The organism is Collinsella sp. OM06-18AC (assembly GCF_003438785.1).
Lineage (GTDB): Bacteria > Actinomycetota > Coriobacteriia > Coriobacteriales > Coriobacteriaceae > Collinsella.
On the sequence record NZ_QSTX01000006.1, the window covers coordinates 91,447 to 112,759 of the forward strand.

At 57.6% G+C, this 21,313-nt stretch carries 17 protein-coding genes; 13 read left to right on the forward strand and 4 right to left on the reverse strand.

Annotated features, from left to right (window positions below; all coding sequences use genetic code 11):
* Positions 1–91 precede the first annotated feature (91 nt).
* On the forward strand, positions 92–2,788 hold the full coding sequence (locus DXB86_RS05425; protein WP_117736426.1) for a valine--tRNA ligase: 2,697 nt from the start codon (positions 92–94) through the stop codon (positions 2,786–2,788).
* A 247-nt stretch (positions 2,789–3,035) separates the two neighbouring features.
* Positions 3,036–4,379 (forward strand): folylpolyglutamate synthase/dihydrofolate synthase family protein, encoded by a 1,344-nt coding sequence (locus DXB86_RS05430; RefSeq protein WP_117736427.1) that lies wholly within the window; start codon positions 3,036–3,038, stop codon positions 4,377–4,379.
* A 240-nt stretch (positions 4,380–4,619) separates the two neighbouring features.
* Here the strand turns inward: DXB86_RS05430 and DXB86_RS05435 are convergent, their stop codons facing one another.
* The 4 genes from DXB86_RS05435 to DXB86_RS05450 all read right to left on the reverse strand — a co-directional run bounded on the left by DXB86_RS05435 (position 4,620) and on the right by DXB86_RS05450 (position 9,395).
* Complete coding sequence (locus tag DXB86_RS05435; RefSeq protein ID WP_117736428.1) at positions 4,620–5,708, reverse strand: Xaa-Pro peptidase family protein; 1,089 nt, start codon at positions 5,706–5,708, stop codon at positions 4,620–4,622.
* A 467-nt stretch (positions 5,709–6,175) separates the two neighbouring features.
* Positions 6,176–6,574, reverse strand: a complete 399-nt coding sequence (locus DXB86_RS05440; protein WP_117736429.1) for a DUF1667 domain-containing protein — start codon at positions 6,572–6,574, stop codon at positions 6,176–6,178.
* 3 nt (positions 6,575–6,577) lie between these two features.
* On the reverse strand, positions 6,578–7,936 hold the full coding sequence (locus DXB86_RS05445; protein WP_117736430.1) for an NAD(P)/FAD-dependent oxidoreductase: 1,359 nt from the start codon (positions 7,934–7,936) through the stop codon (positions 6,578–6,580).
* 1 nt (position 7,937) lies between these two features.
* Complete coding sequence (locus DXB86_RS05450; RefSeq protein ID WP_117736431.1) at positions 7,938–9,395, reverse strand: NAD(P)/FAD-dependent oxidoreductase; 1,458 nt, start codon at positions 9,393–9,395, stop codon at positions 7,938–7,940.
* A gap of 485 nt (positions 9,396–9,880) precedes the next feature.
* On the opposite strand from DXB86_RS05450, the gene DXB86_RS05455 reads away from it, so the two are divergent.
* The 11 genes from DXB86_RS05455 to DXB86_RS05505 all read left to right on the forward strand — a co-directional run bounded on the left by DXB86_RS05455 (position 9,881) and on the right by DXB86_RS05505 (position 21,312).
* Positions 9,881–10,312, forward strand: a complete 432-nt coding sequence (locus DXB86_RS05455; protein WP_055251579.1) for a zinc ribbon domain-containing protein — start codon at positions 9,881–9,883, stop codon at positions 10,310–10,312.
* Positions 10,313–10,547: 235 nt separating this feature from the next.
* Positions 10,548–12,311 (forward strand): threonine--tRNA ligase, encoded by a 1,764-nt coding sequence (thrS, locus tag DXB86_RS05460; protein ID WP_117736432.1) that lies wholly within the window; start codon positions 10,548–10,550, stop codon positions 12,309–12,311.
* Positions 12,312–12,636: 325 nt separating this feature from the next.
* Entirely contained in the window at positions 12,637–13,227 is a 591-nt protein-coding gene (locus DXB86_RS05465; protein WP_147330821.1) for a hypothetical protein, read from the forward strand.
* Between the two features lie 82 nt (positions 13,228–13,309).
* Positions 13,310–14,059 carry a sugar transferase gene (locus tag DXB86_RS05470; RefSeq protein WP_233504160.1) on the forward strand — a complete coding sequence of 250 codons (750 nt, stop codon included), beginning with the start codon at positions 13,310–13,312 and terminating at the stop codon, positions 14,057–14,059.
* Complete coding sequence (locus DXB86_RS05475) at positions 14,059–15,423, forward strand: sugar phosphate nucleotidyltransferase (RefSeq protein WP_199410998.1); 1,365 nt, start codon at positions 14,059–14,061, stop codon at positions 15,421–15,423. Before DXB86_RS05470 ends, DXB86_RS05475 begins: the two co-directional genes overlap by 1 nt.
* Positions 15,420–16,172, forward strand: a complete 753-nt coding sequence (locus DXB86_RS05480) for a WecB/TagA/CpsF family glycosyltransferase (RefSeq protein WP_117736434.1) — start codon at positions 15,420–15,422, stop codon at positions 16,170–16,172. The genes DXB86_RS05475 and DXB86_RS05480 overlap by 4 nt, the downstream gene beginning before the upstream one ends.
* Positions 16,173–17,240, forward strand: coding sequence for a glycosyltransferase family 4 protein (locus tag DXB86_RS05485; RefSeq protein WP_117736435.1), 1,068 nt, complete (start codon positions 16,173–16,175; stop codon positions 17,238–17,240).
* Entirely contained in the window at positions 17,234–17,767 is a 534-nt protein-coding gene (locus DXB86_RS05490; protein ID WP_117736436.1) for an acyltransferase, read from the forward strand. Before DXB86_RS05485 ends, DXB86_RS05490 begins: the two co-directional genes overlap by 7 nt.
* Positions 17,768–17,872: 105 nt before the next feature.
* Positions 17,873–18,994 (forward strand): polysaccharide pyruvyl transferase family protein, encoded by a 1,122-nt coding sequence (locus tag DXB86_RS05495; protein ID WP_158555288.1) that lies wholly within the window; start codon positions 17,873–17,875, stop codon positions 18,992–18,994.
* A 160-nt stretch (positions 18,995–19,154) separates the two neighbouring features.
* A complete protein-coding gene (locus tag DXB86_RS05500; protein WP_147330822.1) occupies positions 19,155–20,249 on the forward strand; it encodes an O-antigen ligase family protein in 1,095 nt (364 codons plus the stop codon).
* 16 nt (positions 20,250–20,265) lie between these two features.
* Positions 20,266–21,312: a polysaccharide pyruvyl transferase family protein gene (locus DXB86_RS05505; protein ID WP_117736439.1), complete on the forward strand. Its 1,047-nt coding sequence runs from the start codon at positions 20,266–20,268 to the stop codon at positions 21,310–21,312.
* Position 21,313: the final 1 nt, after the last annotated feature.

Here is a 21,313-nt window from a genome sequence, read left to right on the forward strand (position 1 = left end):
GAAGAGCACTTAATGTGCTCTTCGTGCGAGCCAGGACCTGACCGAGCGAAAACCAAGCAGGCGGACACGCCGGCGGGACAGGGAGAGATATATGGAAGAGATGCCCAAGAACTACGATCCGTCGACCAACGAGCCGGCGATCCTGCAGAAGTGGCTTGACGGCGGCTACTACAAGCGCCGTGAGGGCGTGGGCGACTGCACCGTCACCATTCCGCCTCCCAACGTGACCGGCAAGCTCCACATGGGTCACGCCACCGACGACTCCATCCAGGACGCCATCATCCGCATGGCCCGCATGCGCGGCAAGTCCACGCGCTGGGTGCTGGGCACCGACCACGCCGGTATCGCCACGCAGACCAAGGTCGACAAGAAGCTCAAGAGCGAGGGCATTAGCCGCCTGGAGATCGGTCGCGACAAGTTTGTCGACGCCTGCTGGGACTGGACCCACGAGTACGGTGGTATCATCGTCGAGCAGATTAAGCGCATGGGCTGCTCCGTTGACTTCGACAACGAGCGCTTCACCATGGACGAGGACTATGCCCAGGCCGTGCGTAAGGTCTTTTGCGACTGGTACCACGACGGCCTGATCTATCGTGGCAAGCGCATCGTCAACTGGTGCCCCAACTGCACCACCGCTATCTCGGACGACGAGGCCGAGTACAAGGACGAGAAGGGCCACCTGTGGCACCTGCGCTACCCGCTGACCGAGCCGGTCAACGGCCAGGACTACATCGTCGTCGCCACCACGCGCCCCGAGACCATGCTCGGCGACACGGGCGTCGCCGTCTCCCCGAAGGATCCCGAGAAGGCCGCCTTCGTGGGTAAGACCGTCAAGCTCCCCATCGTCGACCGCGAGATTCCCATCTTTGAGGATTGGCATGTCGACGCCAACTTTGGCTCCGGCTTCGTCAAGGTCACCCCTGCCCACGACCCCAACGACTACGCCATGGGTCAGGCTCACGACCTGCCGCAGATCAACATCTTCGACGAGCACGCGGTGGTCGTCGAGGGCTACGGCGAGTTTACCGGCATGAACCGCGATGAGTGCCGCGAGGCTGTCGTCAAGTGGTTCGACGAGCACGGTCTGCTCGACCACGTCGAAGAGCTCGACCACTCCGTCATGCACTGCTACCGTTGCGACTCCGCCCTGGAGCCGTGGCTGTCCGAGCAGTGGTTTGTGGCCGTCGACAAGCTCAAGGGGCCGGCGCTCGACGCCGTCAACTCCGGCAAGGTCACCTTCCACCCCGCGCGCTGGACGCAGACCTACACCACCTGGATGGAGAACCTTAAGGACTGGTGCATCAGCCGTCAGCTGTGGTGGGGCCACCGCATCCCCGTGTTCTACTGCGAGGACTGTGGCTGGGAGGACGCCCTCACCGAGGACACCGACGTGTGCCCCAAGTGTGGCGGCCATCACGTGCATCAGGACGAGAACGTGCTGGACACTTGGTTCAGCTCGCAGCTGTGGACCTTCGCCACGCAGGGCTGGCCGCAAAAGCCGGAGCTGCTCGAGGGCCATCACCCCACGACGGCGCTCGTCACCGCACGCGACATCATCGCGCTGTGGGTCGCCCGCATGGTCATGAGTTCGCTGTATTTCTTGGACGAGGTGCCGTTTAAGGACGTCGTCATCTACCCGACGATTCTGGCCAAGGACGGCAGCCGCATGTCCAAGTCCAAGGGCAACGGTGTCGATCCCATGGACCTCATTGGCATGTACGGCGCCGACGCCATGCGCTTCAACCTGCTCACGCTGTGCACCAACAACCAGGACGTCAAGTTTGACGCGAACATCGACAAGAAGACCAAGAAGCTCATCGACAGCCCGCGTACCGACCAGGCCAAGAGCTTTGTGACCAAGATCTGGAACGCCAGCCGCTTCCTGCTCATGAACATGGAGGGCTACACGCCCGGCGAGCCCGTCGTGGAGACGCCGGCCGACGCCTGGATGTTCAGCCGCCTGGCCAAGGCCGTGAAGATGGTCACCGAGGGCATCGAGAACTACACCTTTGGCGACATGGCCCGCGGCGTGCAGCAGTTCTTCTGGAACGAGGTCTGCGACTGGTACGTCGAGGTCACCAAGGCCCGCCTGAAGGGCGAGGGCCGTCTACAGGCGCAGCGCAACCTGATCTTTGTGCTCGATACCTCCATTCGCCTGATGCACCCGCTCATGCCGTTTGTCACCGAGGAGATTTGGGACAACATGCCGGCGAGCGTGCTCGATCTGGACGCCGAGGGCAACGTGAACCGCGCCGAGGCGCTCATGATCGCCAAGTGGCCCGAGCCCGCCGACTACGCCAAGTACGTCGACGAGCCCGCCGAGCGCGCGTTTGAGCTGTGCCGTGCCGTCGTGTCTGCCGCCCGTGCCACCCGTTCGCGCTATCGCTTGAGCCCCAAGGCGGAGCTCGACGTTGTCGTGCGCGCCGGCGCCGAGGATATCGAGAAGCTCGAGAGCCTGCGCTCGACCATCGAGCCGCTGGCGAACACCGCTTCGCTGGTTATGGGTACCGACGTTGAGAAGCCGGCTGCGAGCATTGCCGTGGTCGACAGCGGCGTCGAGGTCTTTGTGGTTCTCGAGGGCAAGGTTGACCTTTCGGCCGAGAAGGCACGCCTGGAGAAAGAGATTGCCGCGGCCCAGAAGGAGCTTGCCGGCTGCGAGAAGACGCTCGCCAACGAGGGCTTTGTGGCTAAGGCCGCGCCCGCGGTGGTCCAGAAGAAGAGGGACCGTGCAGCTGAGCTCAAGGAGATCCTGGCGGCGCTGACTGCTCAGGTTGCTGACTTCTCGTAAGGTTTACTCGGGGGACGCGGTTTGGGGCATTGCTCGCTACTGCGGACACCTATTCCGCCGTTCTAACGAACGGCGGCTGACTCGACGCTGCAAACGCCTCTGATGGCCAATCTGCCGTTCAACTTCGGGCGCATGGGCATAAGCCCTATGCGCCCTTGTTTCACGGCACCTTGGCTCATCAGAGGCGTTTTCGCTGACTATCCTCAACCTATACTGTTTTATTTATCTATGAATGGCGGTTCTAAAAATGCCTAAGCGTTCTGGCTTGTATACCGTTCCTTTTGAGTTTGATTTGCTTTCGTTTAATGAGGCTGTGGGGCTTGCTGCCGACACGGGGCGGATTTCTGGGGATGCTGGGCCTCTGCTTGAGACGGTTGTCGATATGCTCGATGAGCTGGGGCGTCCGGATGAGTATTTCGATTGCATTCAGGTTGCCGGTACCAATGGTAAGACTTCGACCACGCGTTTTTCGGCTGCCATCCTTCGTGGCGAGGGGTTAAAGACCGCGCTGTATACGTCGCCGCAGCTTGTACGCTATCCCGAGCGTATGGAGGTCGATGGGCGCGTTGTGAGCGATGAGGCGTTTGCCCGCGGCGTTTCTGCCGCCGTCGAGTCGGGGCATCGCGTGAATACTCGTCGTGTGGCGGCGGGGGAGCGCGCCTACACCATCACGCCGTTTGACCTGCTGACGGCTGCCGCGCTTGTCGTGTTTGCCGAGGCCGCGGTGGACATTGCCGTGCTCGAGGTTGGCATGGGCGGCCGTTGGGACGCCACGAGTGCGACCGATCCCGTCGCCGTTGCCATTACGGGCATCGGGCTCGACCACACGCGCATCCTGGGTGACACGCTCGAGGCCATTGCGGGGGAGAAGGCTGCGGTCATTAAGCCCGGACGCCTGGTTGTGCTGGGCGAGGGCACGCACGAGGCGAGCGTTCAGCGCGTGATGGATGCCCGTTGCCGCGAGTGCGGCGTCGTGCCGCTCGTGGTGAGCCACGCCACGACCAAGGTGCCGGCGCATGTGGGCGATACGGTTGAGTTTAGCTGCACCACGCCGCGCGCGATTTATACGTCGAGCATGGTCAAGCCGGCCTATCAGCCGCAGAATGCTGCGTGCGCGATTATGCTGTGCGAGGGCTATCTGGGCCGCGAGCTCGACCATGAAAAGCTCGATGCTTCGCTTATGGGCTGTCCCACGCCGGGTCGCTTTGATGTGCTGGGAACCGATCCACTCAAGCTGATTGATGCCTGCCATAACCCTCAGAGCTGCGAGAACTTTGTGAGCGCACTGGATGAGATCGACCCGTGCGTGGAGAATCGCCCCACGCTGCTGTGCGCCGCGCTGGCCGACAAGGACGTGGCGGGTATCGTTGACGTGCTGATTCCGGCCTTCCCGCGTGTAGTCGTAACGCAGACCGATTCCGATCGCGCCCTGGCGGCAGAGGAGCTCGCTGGTCTTGTGGACGCCGATAAGCTCGCAGGTGTGTACCCTAGTGTATCCGAGGCTCTCGCCGCCTTCGATGCCGCGGGCGAGCCCTTCGTAGCGGCAGGCACCATCACCCTAGCCGGCGAAGTGGCAGGCTTGCTGCGCTAACCCACTCGAGGGGCAGCTAATTTGGGCTGTTCGCCAGGAAATGGGCCTATTTACTACGTTTAATCGACTGCCCCCGACCACACCGAGAATTGCGAAATCAAAACCGCAGGTAGAAGGCTTGCCAATTTTCAAAAAAGACCCGCATGGTCGACCCATGCGGGTTAAACGTAGTAGATAGTCCTTTTTCGTGGTGCAGCGTTGGTGGGATGCGGCAAAGGGACAGCGCCTTTGCCGCATTGCCTAGTCCAGACGGACCGGATCGTGTGGGTAGGCGTTGAGAATCTCGACGCCGGTCTCGGTGACCAGGGCAAGGTCCTCGATGCGGACGCCGGTGTGGCCGGGGAGGTAGATGCCCGGCTCGATAGAGAACGTCATGCCCGGCTCTACGACCTGCTCGTTGACAAGTGAAACGCCGCCTGGCTCGTGGTCCTGCAGGCCGATCGAGTGGCCCAGGCGATGCGTGAAGTACTTGCCGTAGCCAGCGTCCTCAATCACGTCGCGCGCGGCACGGTCCAGATCGCACATGCGCACGCCCGGCGCGATGAGCGCCTCGGCGGCCTCGTTGGCGCGGCGCACGATGTCGTAGATGCGTGCCGTCTCTTCGTCCGGCTCGCCCCAAAAGAACGTGCGCGTCATGTCCGAGCAGTAGTTGCGACGACGTCCGCCAATGTCGAACAGCACCACGTCACCGCGCTTGAGTACGGTGTCGTCGGGCTCGTGATGCGGGTCTCCGGCGTTGGCGCCAAAGCTCACGATGGGCGGAAAGCTAAAGCCCTCGCAGTCGTGCTTGCGGTACAGGCCGAGCATCTGGTCGGCAATTTCGCGCTCCGTCACGCCCTCGTGGACGAGCTTGATGGCGTCGGCCATCACAGCGTCGTTTGCGGCCGAGGACACGCGCATGAGCTCCTGCTCGGCTTCGTCCTTGTGGGTGCGTGCGGCGGTGACGGCAAAGTCGCCCAGGAAGAACTCGCTCGCGGCGCGACGATCCATGAGCGGCATCAAAAAGCCGGAACGCATGACGGTGTCGATGCCGAGCGGTTTGGTCGGATCGACCTCGCGAGCGATGGCGTCGCCCACGATGTCGGTATCGGTGTGATAGGCGACGCGGGCATTATCGTACTCGGGCAGCTGGTGCAGGGCGTTGACTAGGATCACCGGCTCGGCATCGCGCGCGAGCAGCACGCCGCAAAAACGCTCGAACATATCGGCATAAAAGCCGGTCAGGTAATAGATCGACCACGGGTCGTTTACGAGCAGCTGCGCGCCGGGGTGCTGAGCCTCGAGCGCATCGAGCACGCGCGCCACACGCTGGTCATCGACATGTGCCATGAAACATCCTTTCGCTAGGGTGTCACCATGGTATCCCCAACGCCAGGGTAGTCAATTTGGGACGGGGCTATTTTAGCTGTGTCAAACATGCGGAATGATAGGTAAAAGTAGTCATAAGAGGGTCGTCCCGAATTAGCTGCTTTCAAAACTATGGCGGATTACGGGGCTGGACCTGTATTACTTGACCATTGGAAAAATTGCGAAATTAAAACCGCAGGTAGACGGCTTATCAAAAATCGAAAAATGCCGGTATGGATGGGGGTCTCCGAATCAGCCCCGTAATCCGGCATAGTTTTGAAATGGCACTAAAGTAGGCACAGGCTAAATACCGATTCTAATGATAGTTGCGGTGGAATAGTTCCTGGATACCGGGGTTTTGGCGGAAATCAGGAACTATTTCACCGCAATTCAGGAGGGGCGGGGTGGATGGCGGGGTAGCTAAAAGAGCCCCGTCCCAAATTAACTGCTTAGACGGGGTCGATGTCCATGCTGGCGATGAGGTCGGTACCGGTATCTAGGAGGTTGGGGAGGACTACATCGCTCATGCGGATGGGGGCTTTGACCTTTAGGCCCCGGATGAGGTCCATCGCCTGGGCATGGAGTGCCAGCGGGATGGCTTCGGCCGTGCGGACGGGGAGTAGGGCTTCGTCGCCGCCGGAGACGGCCACGGTCGTTGTGAGCACGCGCATGGGGCAGGTGAGCTCCTGATGTGCGAACGTATCGCCGCGCGGGCAGTTGTTACCGGTTACGGAGCGCACTTCCACCACGGTGCCATTGGCGTCGTGCTCCACCTCTACGGTCAGGAGGCACTCGGATGGGCAGGTGGTGCAGTTGAACTGCAGCGTCTCGGTCACATTCGTACTCATGAGCTATGCCTCCTCAACGGGATCGACGGACAGGACGATTTCGCTGGCACCCAGGTCGAGTGCGCGTTGAATCACCTTAGCCGGCAGCGGGAAGCTTTCCATGACGCTCGGTTTAAACGCGCGGACTTTGCCCGCAAACACTTCTTCGCCGTTGGCCAAGATGCGTACTCGAGCGGTATCGACCGGCCGGCGTACGCGGAAGTTGAGCTTGGTGAGCGCCACAGCCGTAATGCGTCCCGGCAGCGCGTAGCCCGCAATGCCGGCAGGGGAGACCGTGAGCTCGCAGCTCGTGTCCGCGACCGCGTTCGTTTCGGCCCCGCCACCCAGCGCGTACGCCGCCGCGGCTGCACCGGCGCGCTCGGACTCGGTCGTCACGTTGTCGGCCAGGTCGTGCACGTGCAGCACGTTGCCACAGGCAAAGATGCCCGGCACGCCTGTCTGGAGGCTCTGGTCAACTACGGCGCCGCGCGTGCGTGGGTCAAGCTCCACGCCCGCGGCAACCGAAAGCTCGTTCTCGGGAATCAATCCCACCGAAAGCAGCAGTGTGTCACACGGAACAACGCGCTCGGTCCCCGGAATGGGCGCCAGGCGCTCGTCGACCTGGCTTACCTCGACGGCCTCCACGCGGTCGTGCCCGATCACGCGCGTGACCGTGGTGGACAGGTGCAGCGGAATGTCAAAGTCGTCCAGGCAGTTCTTCACATTGCGGCGCAGGCCGTTGGCGTACGGCATGAGCTCGTACACGCCCTCGACCGAAATCCCCTCGAGCGTGCAGCGACGTGCCATGATAAGCCCGATATCGCCCGAACCCAAAATGACGGCGCGCGAGCCGGGTTTGAGGTTTTCGATATTGATGTATCGCTGCGCCAAGCCGGCCGTAAATACGCCGGCGGGACGGCTACCGGGAATCTTGATCTCGCTGCGGGTGCGCTCGCGGCAGCCCATGGCAAGGACGACCGCGCGCCCGGTGAGCTGCAGCATGCCGGCAGGGCTCATGAGCGTGACGGCATGGACCGCAGTGTCTTCCGCAGGCTCGCCTGAATCAATCCCAAGCACCATGCTGTTCAGGAACAGCGCAATGTCGGTTGCGTGCACCTGGTCGATAAAGCGCTGCGCGTACTCAGGACCGGTGAGCTCCTGTTTAAAGTGCGACAGGCCAAAGCCGGGGTGGATGCACTGGCGGAGGATGCCGCCCAGGTGCTGCTCGCGCTCCACGATGGCCACGCGCGCTCCGGCCTTATGCGCGGCCAGCGCGGCCGCCATGCCGGAGGGGCCGCCGCCGATAACGACCACGTCAAAGACTTGCGTTTGTACGGCTTCTACGACGCCGCAATCAATCGTGCTCGATCCGAATTCCGCCATCCTAGCGCACCCCCTTCAGCGGTCCCTCAACCAGCCAAGATCCGGCGTCCTCCAGTAATACCTCGCTGGGGTCGCAGTCCAGCTCTCGGGCAAGGATCGCCACCACACGGCTCTGGCAAAAGCCACTTTGGCACCGACCCATGCCGGCACGGCAGCGGCGCTTAACGCCCTCGACCGAAACTGCGCCCGGGCGACGTCGGATCGCGGTCACAATCTCGGCCTCGGGCACCGTCTCGCAGCGGCAGACAATCTGCCCCCACGCAGGATCGGACTCAATGAGCTCTTCCTTGCGCGCAAGCGGCGCGCGGTCAAAGTCGTCCGGCGCAAGGCGGATCGGGTCCCAATCGGCACGTTCGCGCAGGGTCACGCCCGCATTGCGCAGCACCTGTTCCATGCGTTCGGCAATGGCCGGCGCGCTCGCCACGCCCGGCGACTGAATGCCCGCCGCCTGGAACAGGCCCGGCACCACGGCCGACTGCCCAATAAAAAAGTCGTTCGTACCTTGAATGACCGGGCGCCCGCCGGCGAACGCGCGCACCACGCGGCGCGTGTCCAGGTCGGGCACCAGCTTGCGCGCGCCGGTCAGCAGCGCGTTCACATCGCTCGCATAGGTCTGCGTGTCGCCCGGTTCGCGCACGGCAGCCGTGGCGGTGATCACGGTGTTGCCATGCACAGTGCCTGTCACGATAACGCCCTTGGACACCGGCGTGGGTACGGGGTAGAGCGGCATGAGCGTGCGCGGCTCCTTATCCAGCACCACGATGTTGCCCTGACGCCAGACCATCTGGAACTCCTCGGCGCCTGCCATATGCGAGATGTCGGCGGCTCCGTTGCCCGCGGCGTTGATCAGGTAGCGGCAGCGCACGTCTCCGGCGGGCGTCGCCAGCGTAAAGCGCGTGGCTCCGTCATCCGAGCCGGCAACTTCAATTGCCTCCACCGGCGCAGACCGCATAAACGTCACGCCGTTGGCAGCTGCGTTCTCCAGCGCGGCGATGGCAACCTCAAACGGGTCGACAAAACCGGTCGAAGGGCACCACAACGCGCACGTTGCATCGGCACTGGCGCGCGGCTCTAATTCGTGGATGCGGTCGGGTCCGACGATTGACAGCTCGGGCACCCCGTTGGCCAGGCCATTCTGGCGCAGCTTTTCCAGATGCGCGCGGTCCTCGTCGTTAAAGCCCAACACCATCGACCCGGTGCGGCAGAACAGAAATCCCAGCTCCCGGGACCAGGTGCCATACAGCTCGCAGCCGCGGGCGTTGACCTGTGCCTTTACGGTGCCCGGTGCCGGATCGTAGCCGGCGTGCACCAGGCCGCCGTTGGCCTTCGAGGCGCCCAGTGCAATGTCGTTGGCCGCCTCGACCACACAAATGGATAGGTCATAGCGCGCGAGCTGCCGCGCGATGGCACACCCGGTGATGCCCGCGCCCACAATTGCGATATCAAACGTTTCCGTCACAGTGCCTCCCAGACAAGTTGACAGGCTGTCAATAAGACTATCCTACGGTCTGCGCGTTCCCAGTGCGGCGGCAATGCGGCGAACAGCCCTGCAACACCCGCCAACGGCAGGCGAGGGGTGACCCGGCACGGATGTTGGCCTCGTCTGCCGACAGCTACGGCAACCGTTCGTCTCGACCTGTAACAGTTAGACAAGGATTTGGGTTCTAGATGTTACAGATCAAGACAAACCTTCCGGCGGATTTTGAATGTCTCGATCTGTAACAGCAAGAGGGGTTTTGGGGCCTAAGATGTTACAGATCGAGATTGAAGTCGGGGAGGGACCCCTGTGTCTCGATCTGTAACATCTAGACCCGGATTCCGCCTCCACCTGTTACAGATTGAGATGTTTGTGTCCGCGCCGGCCCCGTACCCAGCCGTAGTCCCATATAAACAAACCCCGTGGTAAACTTGACCGGACTGTTAATATTCCGAAAGGTACCCGTAATGTCCAAGTACATCTCCGAGCTCATGTCGCCGCAGCTTATGGGCGTCGTCTATGCCTTCGTTGGCTTTATCATCGCCCTGTATGTGCTGTCGGTCGTCTATGTGTTCATCGACGCTCGCCGCCGCGGCGCCAGCGCCTACGTAGCATGGGGCATCATCGCCCTCATCCCGTTTGTAGGCCTCATCGCCTACCTGGTTCTGCGCCCGCACTCCTACGCGTCCGACCGCGAGGAGCAGGAGCTGGACATGGCCCTGCGCGAGCGCCAGCTTGCCCAGTACGGCACCTGTCCGCAGTGCGGCGCGCCCATCGAGAAGGACTTCGTCGTCTGCCCGGTGTGCGATACCCAGGTTCGCAACGTGTGCCCAAGCTGCCATCGCCCGCTCGATGCGCACTGGAAGGTCTGCCCCTACTGCCGAACTCGCATCCAGTAACGCACCCATCGCCGGGCCGGCCGCAAGCCAGGGGCACCGCGCGTCCCGCGCAAGCCACGCGCGCCCCACACCCCGCGCCCACACGATGAAGCATGCGTAGAAAATCGCCCGCCGTGCCATTAAGGTGCGGCGGGCGCTTGTATACCAAGGCAACCTGCCTATAATGATGCAAGTCAAAAACGCCGAGCGCATCGCACACACTTGCATCAGGCATCCGAGAGGAGAAAACATACCCATGAAGGCACTCTACAATGACGGTTCGGTGGCCGAGCTCCCGCAGGACGAGGTCACGCACGTCATCCGCCACTCTGCCGCGCATATCATGGCGCAGGCCATCAAGCGCCTGTACCCCGAGGCCGACTTTGCCTACGGTCCCGCGACCGACAACGGCTTCTACTACGACGTCGACCTGCCCGAGGGCGTCAAGATCAGCGAGGACGACTTCCCCGCGATCGAGGCCGAGATGAAGAAGATCGTTAAGGAGAACCTCAAGTTCACCGTGTACGAGAAGCCCCGCGCCGAGGCCATCGCCCTTATGGAGGAGCGTGGCGAGAAGTACAAGGTCGAGCACATCGGCGACCTGGACGATGACGCCCGCATCACCTTCTACCAGCAGGGCGACTATATCGACATGTGCGTCGGCCCCCACATCTGCTACACCAAGGCGCTCAAGGCCTTTAAGCTCACCGGCGTCTCGGGCGCCTACTGGAAGGGCGACAAGGACAACAAGATGCTCACCCGCATCAACGGCGTCGCCTTTGCCACCAAGGAAGAGCTCGACGAGCACATGCACATGCTGGAGGAGGCCAAGAAGCGCGACCACCGCAAGATCGGCCGCGAGATGGACCTCTTTATGATGCGCGACGAGGCTCCCGGCTTCCCGTTCTTCCTGCCCAACGGCATGATCCTTAAGAACACGCTGCTGGACTTCTGGCGCGAGATCCACCACAAGGCCGGCTACGTGGAGATCTCCACGCCGCTCATCATGAACAAGCAGCTGTGGAAGACCTCGGGCCACTGGGACCACTACAAGGACAACATGTACTCCACCGTCATCGACGACGAAGAGTACTGCATTAAGCCCATGAACTGCCCGGGCGGCGTGTTGGTGTACGCCTCCAAGCCTCACTCTTACCGTGAGCTGCCCATTCGCGCCGGCGAGATTGGCCTGGTGCACCGCCACGAGCTGCGCGGCGCCCTGCACGGCCTGTTCCGCGTGCGCTGCTTTAACCAGGACGACGCCCACCTGTTTGTGCGTCCCGACCAGCTGACCGACGAGATCGTGGGCGTGGTCAACCTCATCGACTCCGTGTACCAGAAGTTTGGCTTTAAGTACCACGTTGAGCTTTCCACCCGCCCCGAGGACTCTATGGGTTCGGACGAGGACTGGGCCCGCGCCGAGGAGGGCCTGCGCACCGCTCTGGTGAAGCTGGGTATGGACTACGAGGTCAACGAGGGCGACGGCGCCTTCTACGGCCCCAAGATCGACTTCCACCTGGAGGACTCGCTCGGCCGTACCTGGCAGTGCGGTACCGTCCAGCTCGACTTCCAGATGCCGCTCAACTTTGACCTGGAGTACGTGGACGCTGACGGCACCAAGAAGCGCCCCATCATGCTGCATCGCGTGTGCTTTGGCTCCATCGAGCGCTTTATCGGTATTCTGATTGAGCACTTTGCGGGCAAGTTCCCCACCTGGCTGGCTCCCGTTCAGGTCAAGGCACTTCCGGTTTCCGAGAAGAGCCGTGACTACGCTCATGAGGTGTGCGCCAAGCTGGAGGAGGCCGGCATTCGCGTGGTCTGCGATGACCGCGACGAGAAAATCGGTTACAAGATTCGCGAGGCCCGCAGCATCGACCGCGTGCCCTACATGCTCATCCTGGGCGAGAAGGAGGTTGAGGCCGGCAACATCTCCGTCCGCGATCGTTCCAACGAGACCGTTCAGATGGGCGTTGACGAGTTTGTGCCCAAGGTGCTCGAGGAGATCAAGACTCGCGCCTAGCACAAACAATACAAGAATTAACAAAGGCGATCGTCCTCGCGGGCGGTCGCCTTTTTTGTTGTCTATAGAAGAAAAGCCGCTGGTTAGAGCGGCTTTTTTGTTGTGCAAAAAGGTACAGGTTTTTGTAGAGGCGTATGGAGATGCGCCCATTCGCGGCGCATTTTGTGCAATCTGGGAAAACGTGAGCGGTTTGCTCGTATAATGAGCAACGTCGAAAGATACAAAAACCTGTACTTTTGCGACTGCGCCTAGCTGCGAGCGAGAAGCCTGTTCTTAACGCCCCTGCATCCGCGTGCGTCGCGGAGCTGGAGAAGGGGGCGAGAACATGGAACAGACAATGCGGCGCCAAGAGCAGCTGCCGGGCGCATTCAACGGCGCTACTACCAACAGCCAGCACGGCCGCGTCCGCTGGTATCTGGTCCACACCCCCAACGGTAAAGAGCGCGAGACCTGCGAAAAGGTCCGCCGCATTATCCCGCACGAGCTGATGCAGGACGCTTTTGTGATGCAAAAGGAGTTCTGGTTTAAGCGGGACGGCGCCTGGTCGCTCCAAACCAAACCCATGTACAAGGAATATTTCTTCGTCGCCACGCGCGATGCCGCCCTGCTCGACAAGGCTTTGGCCCAGTTGAGCTTTGGCTGCAGGATTGCCGGCAGTAAGGAGCGGGCCTATGCGCCCATGCCGGACGATGCGCAGGACTGGTACCGCAGCGTGCTCGACGACGACGGCGTGGTACGCAACAGCGTGGCGCGCATAGAGGACGGCGTGCTGCACATAGAGCAAGGGCCACTTGTGGGGCAAGAGGCCCGTGTAAAGAAGATCGACCGTCATAAACGCTGGTGCCTGGTGGACGTGGGCGAAGGCGACTCCGCTTTCAGGGAGCTGCTTGCGCTCGACGTGCCCAGCAAAACGTAAGGGAGACGTTGCACCGGCAATTCATTCGCAATTTGAATTCATCGATTGGGGGATCCCTGGGAACAGGGACGTGGATTTGAACTTGACTACTAAAGAAGTGACAGAGCAAAACGCGCCGGTGGGGGCCGCGCTCGTTGCCCAGGCCATGAACGGCGGCGACGCGAGCATGCGCTACAAGGCCATGCAGGCCGTGAAAGACTGGGACGGCACGCGCCTGGGCTACAGGGCCGTAAAGCGCGCCTTCGACATTGTGTTCAGCGGCTGCGTGCTGGCCGTCATCGCGGTGCCGAGTCTGGTGCTCGCAGCCGCCATCCGCCTGGAGAGCGAGGGCAACCCGTTCTACAGCCAGATCCGCGTGGGCCAGACCCACCGCGACGGCAGTCTGTCCACCTTCCGCATGTGGAAGTTCCGAAGCATGTACAAGGACGCCGACGAGCGCCTCGCCGAGCTCAAGGGGCAGAACGAGATCGCCGGCGCCATGTTCAAGATGAGGGACGATCCCCGCGTCACCAAGATCGGCAGGTTCATCCGCAAGCACTCCATCGACGAGTTCCCGCAGTTCGTCAACGTGTTCTTGGGCCAAATGTCCGTTGTGGGCCCGCGCCCGCCTCTGCCCAACGAGGTCGCCGAGTATACAGAATTCGACCTGCAGCGCCTTGCCGTTAAGCCCGGCATCACGGGCCTCTGGCAGGTGACAGAGCGCAACAGCACCGGGTTCGATGGCATGGTTCGCCGCGACCTGGAATATATAGCAAAGAGGGGTGTCCTGTTGGATCTTAAAATCATCTGCCTCACCGTGCTTGAGGTGTTTTCCGGGGATGGTGCGTGCTGATGCGCCAAGCTATTCATATCATTTTGCTATCAGGTGGTTCAGGTTCTCGGCTCTGGCCCCTTTCGAATGATGCGCGATCAAAACAGTTTCTTAAAGTGTTGCGCGATGCCAATGGCAACCATGTATCGATGGTGCAGAGAACCTTCGACCAGATTGAACGCGTGGTTCCCGGCGCGGATGTAACTGTGGCAACCTGTGCGACACAGGTTCGTGCTCTCGAGATGCAAGTTAAGGGTCACTATGCTGAGGTCGTGGAGCCTGAGCGTCGTGATACCGCTCCTGCAATCATGCTTGCGTGCGAGCACCTACTGGCAGAGCAGGGTGCGGGTCTTGCCGACCCGGTTATTGTGATGCCCATCGATTCCTATGTCGAGGATACCTACTTCAAAAAGGTTGCAGATGTCGCATTGGCAATCGAGGCGAATACAGCAGACATCGTGCTGCTGGGCGTTGAACCTGTTTACCCGAGCGAGAAGTACGGCTATATCGTTCCCTCTGAATCGCAGGGCTCTCCGCGGATGGTGGAGCGCTTTACCGAGAAACCCAATGAGGTCAAGGCGAGCGAGCTCATAAGTCGCGGGGCTCTTTGGAACTGTGGCGTCTTTGGATTCCGCCTTGGTTATGTTCTTGACATCCTGTCTCAGTATGGATCGTATGCAAGCTATGAGGACCTCCAGTCGCGTTATGCTGAGCTTCCAAAGAACTCGTTCGATTATGAGGTGGTGGAGACGGCGGAATCCGTCGCCGTTATTCCGTATGCTGGATCTTGGAAGGACCTTGGTACTTGGAACACGCTTACCGAGGAGATGGGCGAATCTGTAAGTGGACGGGTTTCCATTGACGAAGACAGTTGCTCTGATGTTCATGCCATCAATGAGCTAGGCATTCCCGTGGTGATCGCAGGGCTCCATGATTCCGTGGTGGTCGCAACGCCAGACGGAGTCCTGGTGTCCGGAAAAGAAGAATCCGCGCACATTAAATCGCTGGTGAAAGAGGCGGCCGAGGACCGTCCTATGCAAGAGACCATGACGTGGGGCTCGTACCGGGTTGTCGACTCAGGTTCCTATCGCGATGGCTCGCGCACGATTGTGAAGGAGATTTTCGTTCGAGCGGGTAGTCAGATTTGTGAGCAAAGCCATGTTAAACGTTCAGAGGTGTGGACCATCGTATCAGGTGAGGGTCTGTTTTCGCTCGCGGGCCGCGAGCGCCCCGTGGTCGCTGGAAGCGTTGTCGAGATTCCTGCCGGTGTTCGTCACGCTTTGCTAGCGCGTACCGACATCAACGCCATAGAAATCCAGCTGGGCGATATTTTGGTCGAGAGCGATAACGTGCGGTATGGCAACCATTGGGGAGAGTCGAATTGAGTCGCTTGAAGTTCATGAATACCGAGGTCGACAACATCACCTTTGATGATGCGGTCGAGCGTTGCTGCGAATTGGCTTCTGGATCGCGACGGGGAAATTACGTCGTCACGCCTAACGTCGATCATATCGTGCAGCTCGAAAAGGACGTTGAGCTGCGTGCCGTATACCGTGATGCGGACCTTATCCTGACGGATGGAAAGCCGCTCATCTGGATATCCAAGGGATACGGTAGCCCGATAAAAGAAAAGATTTCCGGATCCGATTTGTTTCCCGCCCTGTGCTCCGAGTGCTCCAAGCGTGGTCTCACGATGTACTTCTTCGGCGCGGCACCTGGTGTTGCTCAGAAGGCGGCGGACAACTTAACAGCTAAGTTCCCGGGATTGCGTGTTGTGGGCACGATGTCTCCTGATTATGGCTTCGAACGCGATTCCAAAAAAGTTGATGAGGCGATTAGCCAAATCAATGAGACTGCACCCGACATTCTCATCGTGGGACTCGGTTGCCCTAAGCAAGAGAAGTTCATTCATCACTATCGGGATCGTATTCATGCGAAGCTGATGCTCGGATTGGGAGCGAGCTTGGATTTCGAGGCGGGTAACGTGACCCGAGCTCCCGAGTGGATGCAGCGGTGCGGGCTTGAGTGGCTTTATCGAATCACGCAGGATCCCGCGCGTTTGGCAAAGCGTTACCTGGTCGATGACCTTAAGATCGTTCCACTCATCTTCAAATACCGTAAGGCTGGGTGCTAGATGAAATCCACGGCCTCTCAAATACGGGTGCTGATGTGCTGCTCCTCTCTAGATGTGAAGGGTGGCATGGTCTCCGTTGTCAAAAACTATCTGTCATACCCTGACTGGGATGAATTCAACATCGATTTTGTTCCAACCCACGTTCCGGGTAATAAGGTGCGTGTTGCAGCTCACTTTGCGCTGACGCTCCCGAAAATCCGTCATATGTTGAGGAAACACGAAGTCGACCTGGTTCATCTTCATGTTGCCGAACGGGGCAGTTTTTGGCGGAAGGCAATGATCGCGGAAGAGGCAAAGAAGAGCGGTATCCCCGTTGTGTTTCATCATCATGCAGCGGAATTCGAACCGTTTTTTGCGGGCCTGAGTCCAGACGCGCAGGAAAAGGTCGAGAAGGTATGCAACGATGTCGACGTGAACCTTGTGCTCTCCGACTCGATCAAGCGCTCCATGGAACAGCATTTTCCTAATGCTCGCTTCAAGGTCCTCTACAATGCTGTTCCCACGTACGGGAGGAATCTCTACAACCCTGACGCAGATACCATTGTATTTATGGGCAGGCTTGGTGAGCGCAAGGGGACATTCGATTTGATCAAGGCGTTTAGCACCGTAGCCTCTCGAATCGACAGCAAATACCATCTCGCCCTTTGCGGCGACGGTGATATCGATGCAGCTCGCAGCCAGATCGATGAACTTGGGCTTTCTGATCGCATCGCGTGCCTGGGCTGGGTCGATTCGAAGCAACGCGAGCGCATCTTGAACGATGCCGTCTTGAACGTCCTGCCGTCATACAATGAGGGGCTTCCCATGAGCATCCTTGAGGCGATGGCGCATGGTATTCCCACAATCAGCACGAACATCGCGGCTATTCCCGAAGTGGTTCAATCGGGGGTTAACGGTATGTTGGTTGAGCCGGGTGATATCGATGCGCTTGGCGATGCCCTTACTTCTCTTTTGGACGATGCGGACGATCGGAAGCAGATGAGCGCAGCCGCTTTCGAGCTTATCGAATCCACCTATTCTCTCGACGCTCATATGAAGCAGGTTAAGGAGTTGTATCGCCTATGCTAGGTTTCATTCGAAACGCCTTTAAAGCCCTTTACCTAAAGCGACTTGTCAAACATGGGCTCGTTGTCGGTAGCGATTTTCAGATGGAAAAGGGTTGCAACATCGATGCCAACTTCCCATGGCTGATTGAAATCGGCAATAACGTCACCTTTGCATCCAATGTCTGCCTTCTTGCCCACGATGGCAGTACAAAGAAGCTCGTTGGATACTCGAAGGTCGGCAAAGTTTCAGTCGGTGATAACGTGTTTATCGGTTTCGGTAGCATCGTGATGCCGAACGTTCGTATCGGTGATGGATGCGTGGTAGGTGCCAATTCTGTCGTTACGCGCAGTCTGCCCAATGGTGTCGTTGCGGCTGGGTCTCCCGCTAAGGTCTTGATGACTGTGGAGGAGTTTGAAGAGCGGACGAAAAAGGTTACCAAATCCGGGGGAGGGGTCTACGGGTCAGAGTTTCTTCGTGCATCGATTACGTACGATCGAATGCAGCAAATGCGCGAAGAGCTCGACGGCGGTATGGGCTTGATTCTATAAAAACGATTGCTGTGGCTGCATCGATGGTATTCGCAGCGTTTAACAATCCACTAATCATAGGTCGTTATCATTCGGCTTAAAAACGAAATGAGGGAAGGGAATCTAATGCCCAAAAAGTCAGTTGCTATCATGACGTATCATCGTGCTTATAACTACGGAGCCGCGCTGCAAGCGTATGCGACTGTCCAGTATCTTAAGGATGCTGGTTTTGAGCCGATTATTATTGACTATTGCCCCAACAATATATTGGGTTATGGCACGTTCAGAAATCAGTTTAACGACGTGTCGAATATGAATTCGGCCTTTCCAATTCGGGTTGCCAAAGCATTCCTCAAGTCTCTGGGAAATCGTAAGAGGATTTCTACATTCGACAGGTTCATCGATAGTGAAATGCCTCTTACGAACAAAAGATACTTTTCGTGCCAGGAATTGAAGGATGATCTCCCGGAGGCTGATTTCTTTTGTTCGGGTAGCGATCAGGTTTGGAATAACTACTATACAAAGAAGTTCGATCCTTCGTATTTCCTTGCATTTGCACCTAGCGGCTCTACATGCATTTCGATTGCTTCGAGTTTTGGTAAATCATCCTTTAATGAGGAAGATTCAGCTTTCATTAACAATCAGCTCTCGAAATATACCTACTTGTCCGTAAGAGAGACGTCAGGAATCAAATTGCTTCGGGAAATGGGCTATTCAGACGTCGATTTGATGCTCGATCCGACGCTTCTTGTTTCGCCGGATACGTGGAGCCGCTTTGCTAAGGATACTGACGAAGAGAGCTATGTTCTTTTGTATCAGCTCCATGGAGATAGCGACACGGCGAATTGTGCTCGTGCATATGCAAAGCAACACGGCTTGAAGATCAAGTCGATTATTACGATGCCCTATCAGACTAAGCCCGGTTGCCAAAACATCATCGCTCCAGATGTCCATGAATGGGTTGGGCTCTTTAAGGGCGCAAACTGTGTGTTCACTGACTCCTTCCATGGAACCGTGTTTTCCCTCGTCTTTAATAAGCCGGTTGCCGTTACGCTTCCTTCTCACTTTAGTACCAGGATTACAACTCTGTTGAATGCTGTCGGTGCCAACGATCTTATTTGTTCTGATGTGCAGGAATGGTCTTCCCGTGTGCAGAATATCGATTTTACTGATATTCAGCGTGAGCTTGCAAATCTGTGTGCCGAAAAGCAGGATTTGCTGAGGGATCGTCTGAGCCACATTGGCTAGCGTGATTCGCAATACGAATATGAATACGATGACAAATATTATTCAGAGAGCTTTGAACACCCCGCTTCTTCCTAAGTCGGGGTTCAGGTTCCTGTTGTTCATTCTCTACAACCTGCTTTATGTTGCCTACATGCTGGGGTATGCGTCACAGGCCCTATATATGGCTACTCTGCTGCTCTTTTGTACTGCCAACGGTATTATCTTTGTATATAGGGGCACCGCTAAAATACGCGGATTTCAGTATGTCGGTTACATACTTTTCTTTATCGTCGTTTTTGGAGCCATCTCAATTCCAATTCAGATTATAAATGGTGGGTTACGAGGGTTCCTGTTCTCTGCGCTTGGACGCCTTGGTTTGCCGATTATCAGTGCCCTGCTATTTGCTAATTCGGTTGATGAAGAGGATTGGAACTATTACTTCAACTTCCTCTTGGTCAGATTCTGCTGTCATTTTCTTTTTATGAATGCGGACAATCTGTCCTTAAGTAGCATTCTCTCAATAAACTGGTCTGATTCTGAGGCGGCGACCGAATCCTCTCTTGCTCATGACTTTCTAATCATGGAGATGCTCTTTCTGGCGATGAAGCAGAAAGGAAAGGCCTTTATTTGCCTTCTTTTCTGCATGCTTTCGATGAAGCGCCTTAGTTTCATTCTCGCCCCGGTTGCATTTGTCTTGTCGAGTCGCGTGCCTAAGGGTGATGTGAAACCCGTCTATCGCGTGCTCGTTATGGTTACGATAGTTCTGAGCCCATTCGTGCTGATGTGGCTTTACAGGTATGACGTGATGGGATGGCTGTATAGCTCCTTTGGAATTGACCTTAACGCTGAGATGACTGGCCGTCCAACCATCTATCATCTTGCCATATCGGGTATGTCTGGTGACTTTAATGGCTATGGTTCGATTAATAACTATCTAGCCGGGTACGCTTCATCGCATTTCGGTACTGTGTGGAACGGTATTCTTCACAACGACACTGTCGGCATCTACTTGGAAACGGGAATTCTGGGAATCGCATCTTTCGCCTTCTGCATTGTGGAATTCTCAAAGAAGAACTATTGGCATTTCTTTATGATGCTGTATCTCGTCTTCGTTGCCATTACATCGCATATTCTTGACTATTTCAGTGTTTGGGTAACGTTCTACCTTGCGGTTATTTGCACGAACGTTTCTCAAGAGAGGGCTATTGACAGCTCAGAGACCGTTGACATTCCTGAGGGTGCGGGGAATCGAAAACCCTCTTTAAGCAAGCGATAAGGAGGCCGATGAGCTCATGAAGCATAACGTCGGAATCATTACAGTCATATATAGCACCAATTGCGGAAGCGTGCTTCAAGCGCTTGCGTTGCAGGATGCGTACAACAAACTTGGATGCAATGTGTCATTCATCTCTACGATCAATAAGCTCTCAGCGCTTTCTTACAAGAAAGAATTCAAGGACGTTATAAAGGCTTTGGTGACTAGCTCAAGTCCAGGCGCCGTTATGAAAAAGTATCGAGATTCCCGGCAGTTCATTCGTGAACATTTTCACATCGTCGATCCTAGTGGAGCTGAACGCTTTGATTTGCTTTCCATTGGCAGCGATACCGTTTGGGATGTAACGTCGCCATATTTCTTGGAGTCCCAGGATGTCTTCTGGGGATTGCCATGGGATGGTTCTAAGATTGTCACCTATGCAGCCTCAATCGCGAATTCGCCCTATGAAACGTTGGATTCGCTGAAGTATCCATGTGAGTCCATAAAGAAGTACGCGAACATCAGCGTTAGGGATGACTATTCCTTCGAGTACATCACTTCTCGGACGGATCGGGTGCCGTGCAAGGTGTGCGACCCCACGCTCTTGAAGGATCGAAGTTTTTATCAGGGATTCTGTAGGTCAATGGAAGAAGCGGGCACCTATCTTCTACTGTATCTGTTCGATACGCCTTCAGCTGCGGTGGTCGACGAGATCAAACAGTATGCAGCCGATAACAGCTTGAAAATAGTGTCACTTGGTCGACGTATGCCGTTCGCTGATATGCATTATGAATCGACCGTCGTTTCTTTTCTTTCCTGCTTTAATGGCGCATCAGCTGTTGTCACCAACACCTTCCACGGTACGGTGTTCTCGTTGATTTTCCATAAGCGGTTTGTCGTTCTTGACTATCAAAAGAAAAAGATTGAGAACTTGCTGCATGACCTTGCGTTGGATCGGCGAATTGTCGATGCGGGAATCGAAGCCGTTCTCAACGAGGATATTGATTACACCTCGGTTGAAAGTAAATTCAGCGAGTTGAGAGCCAGCTCTATTGGCTATCTCGAGAAATGTGTTCAGGATTAGC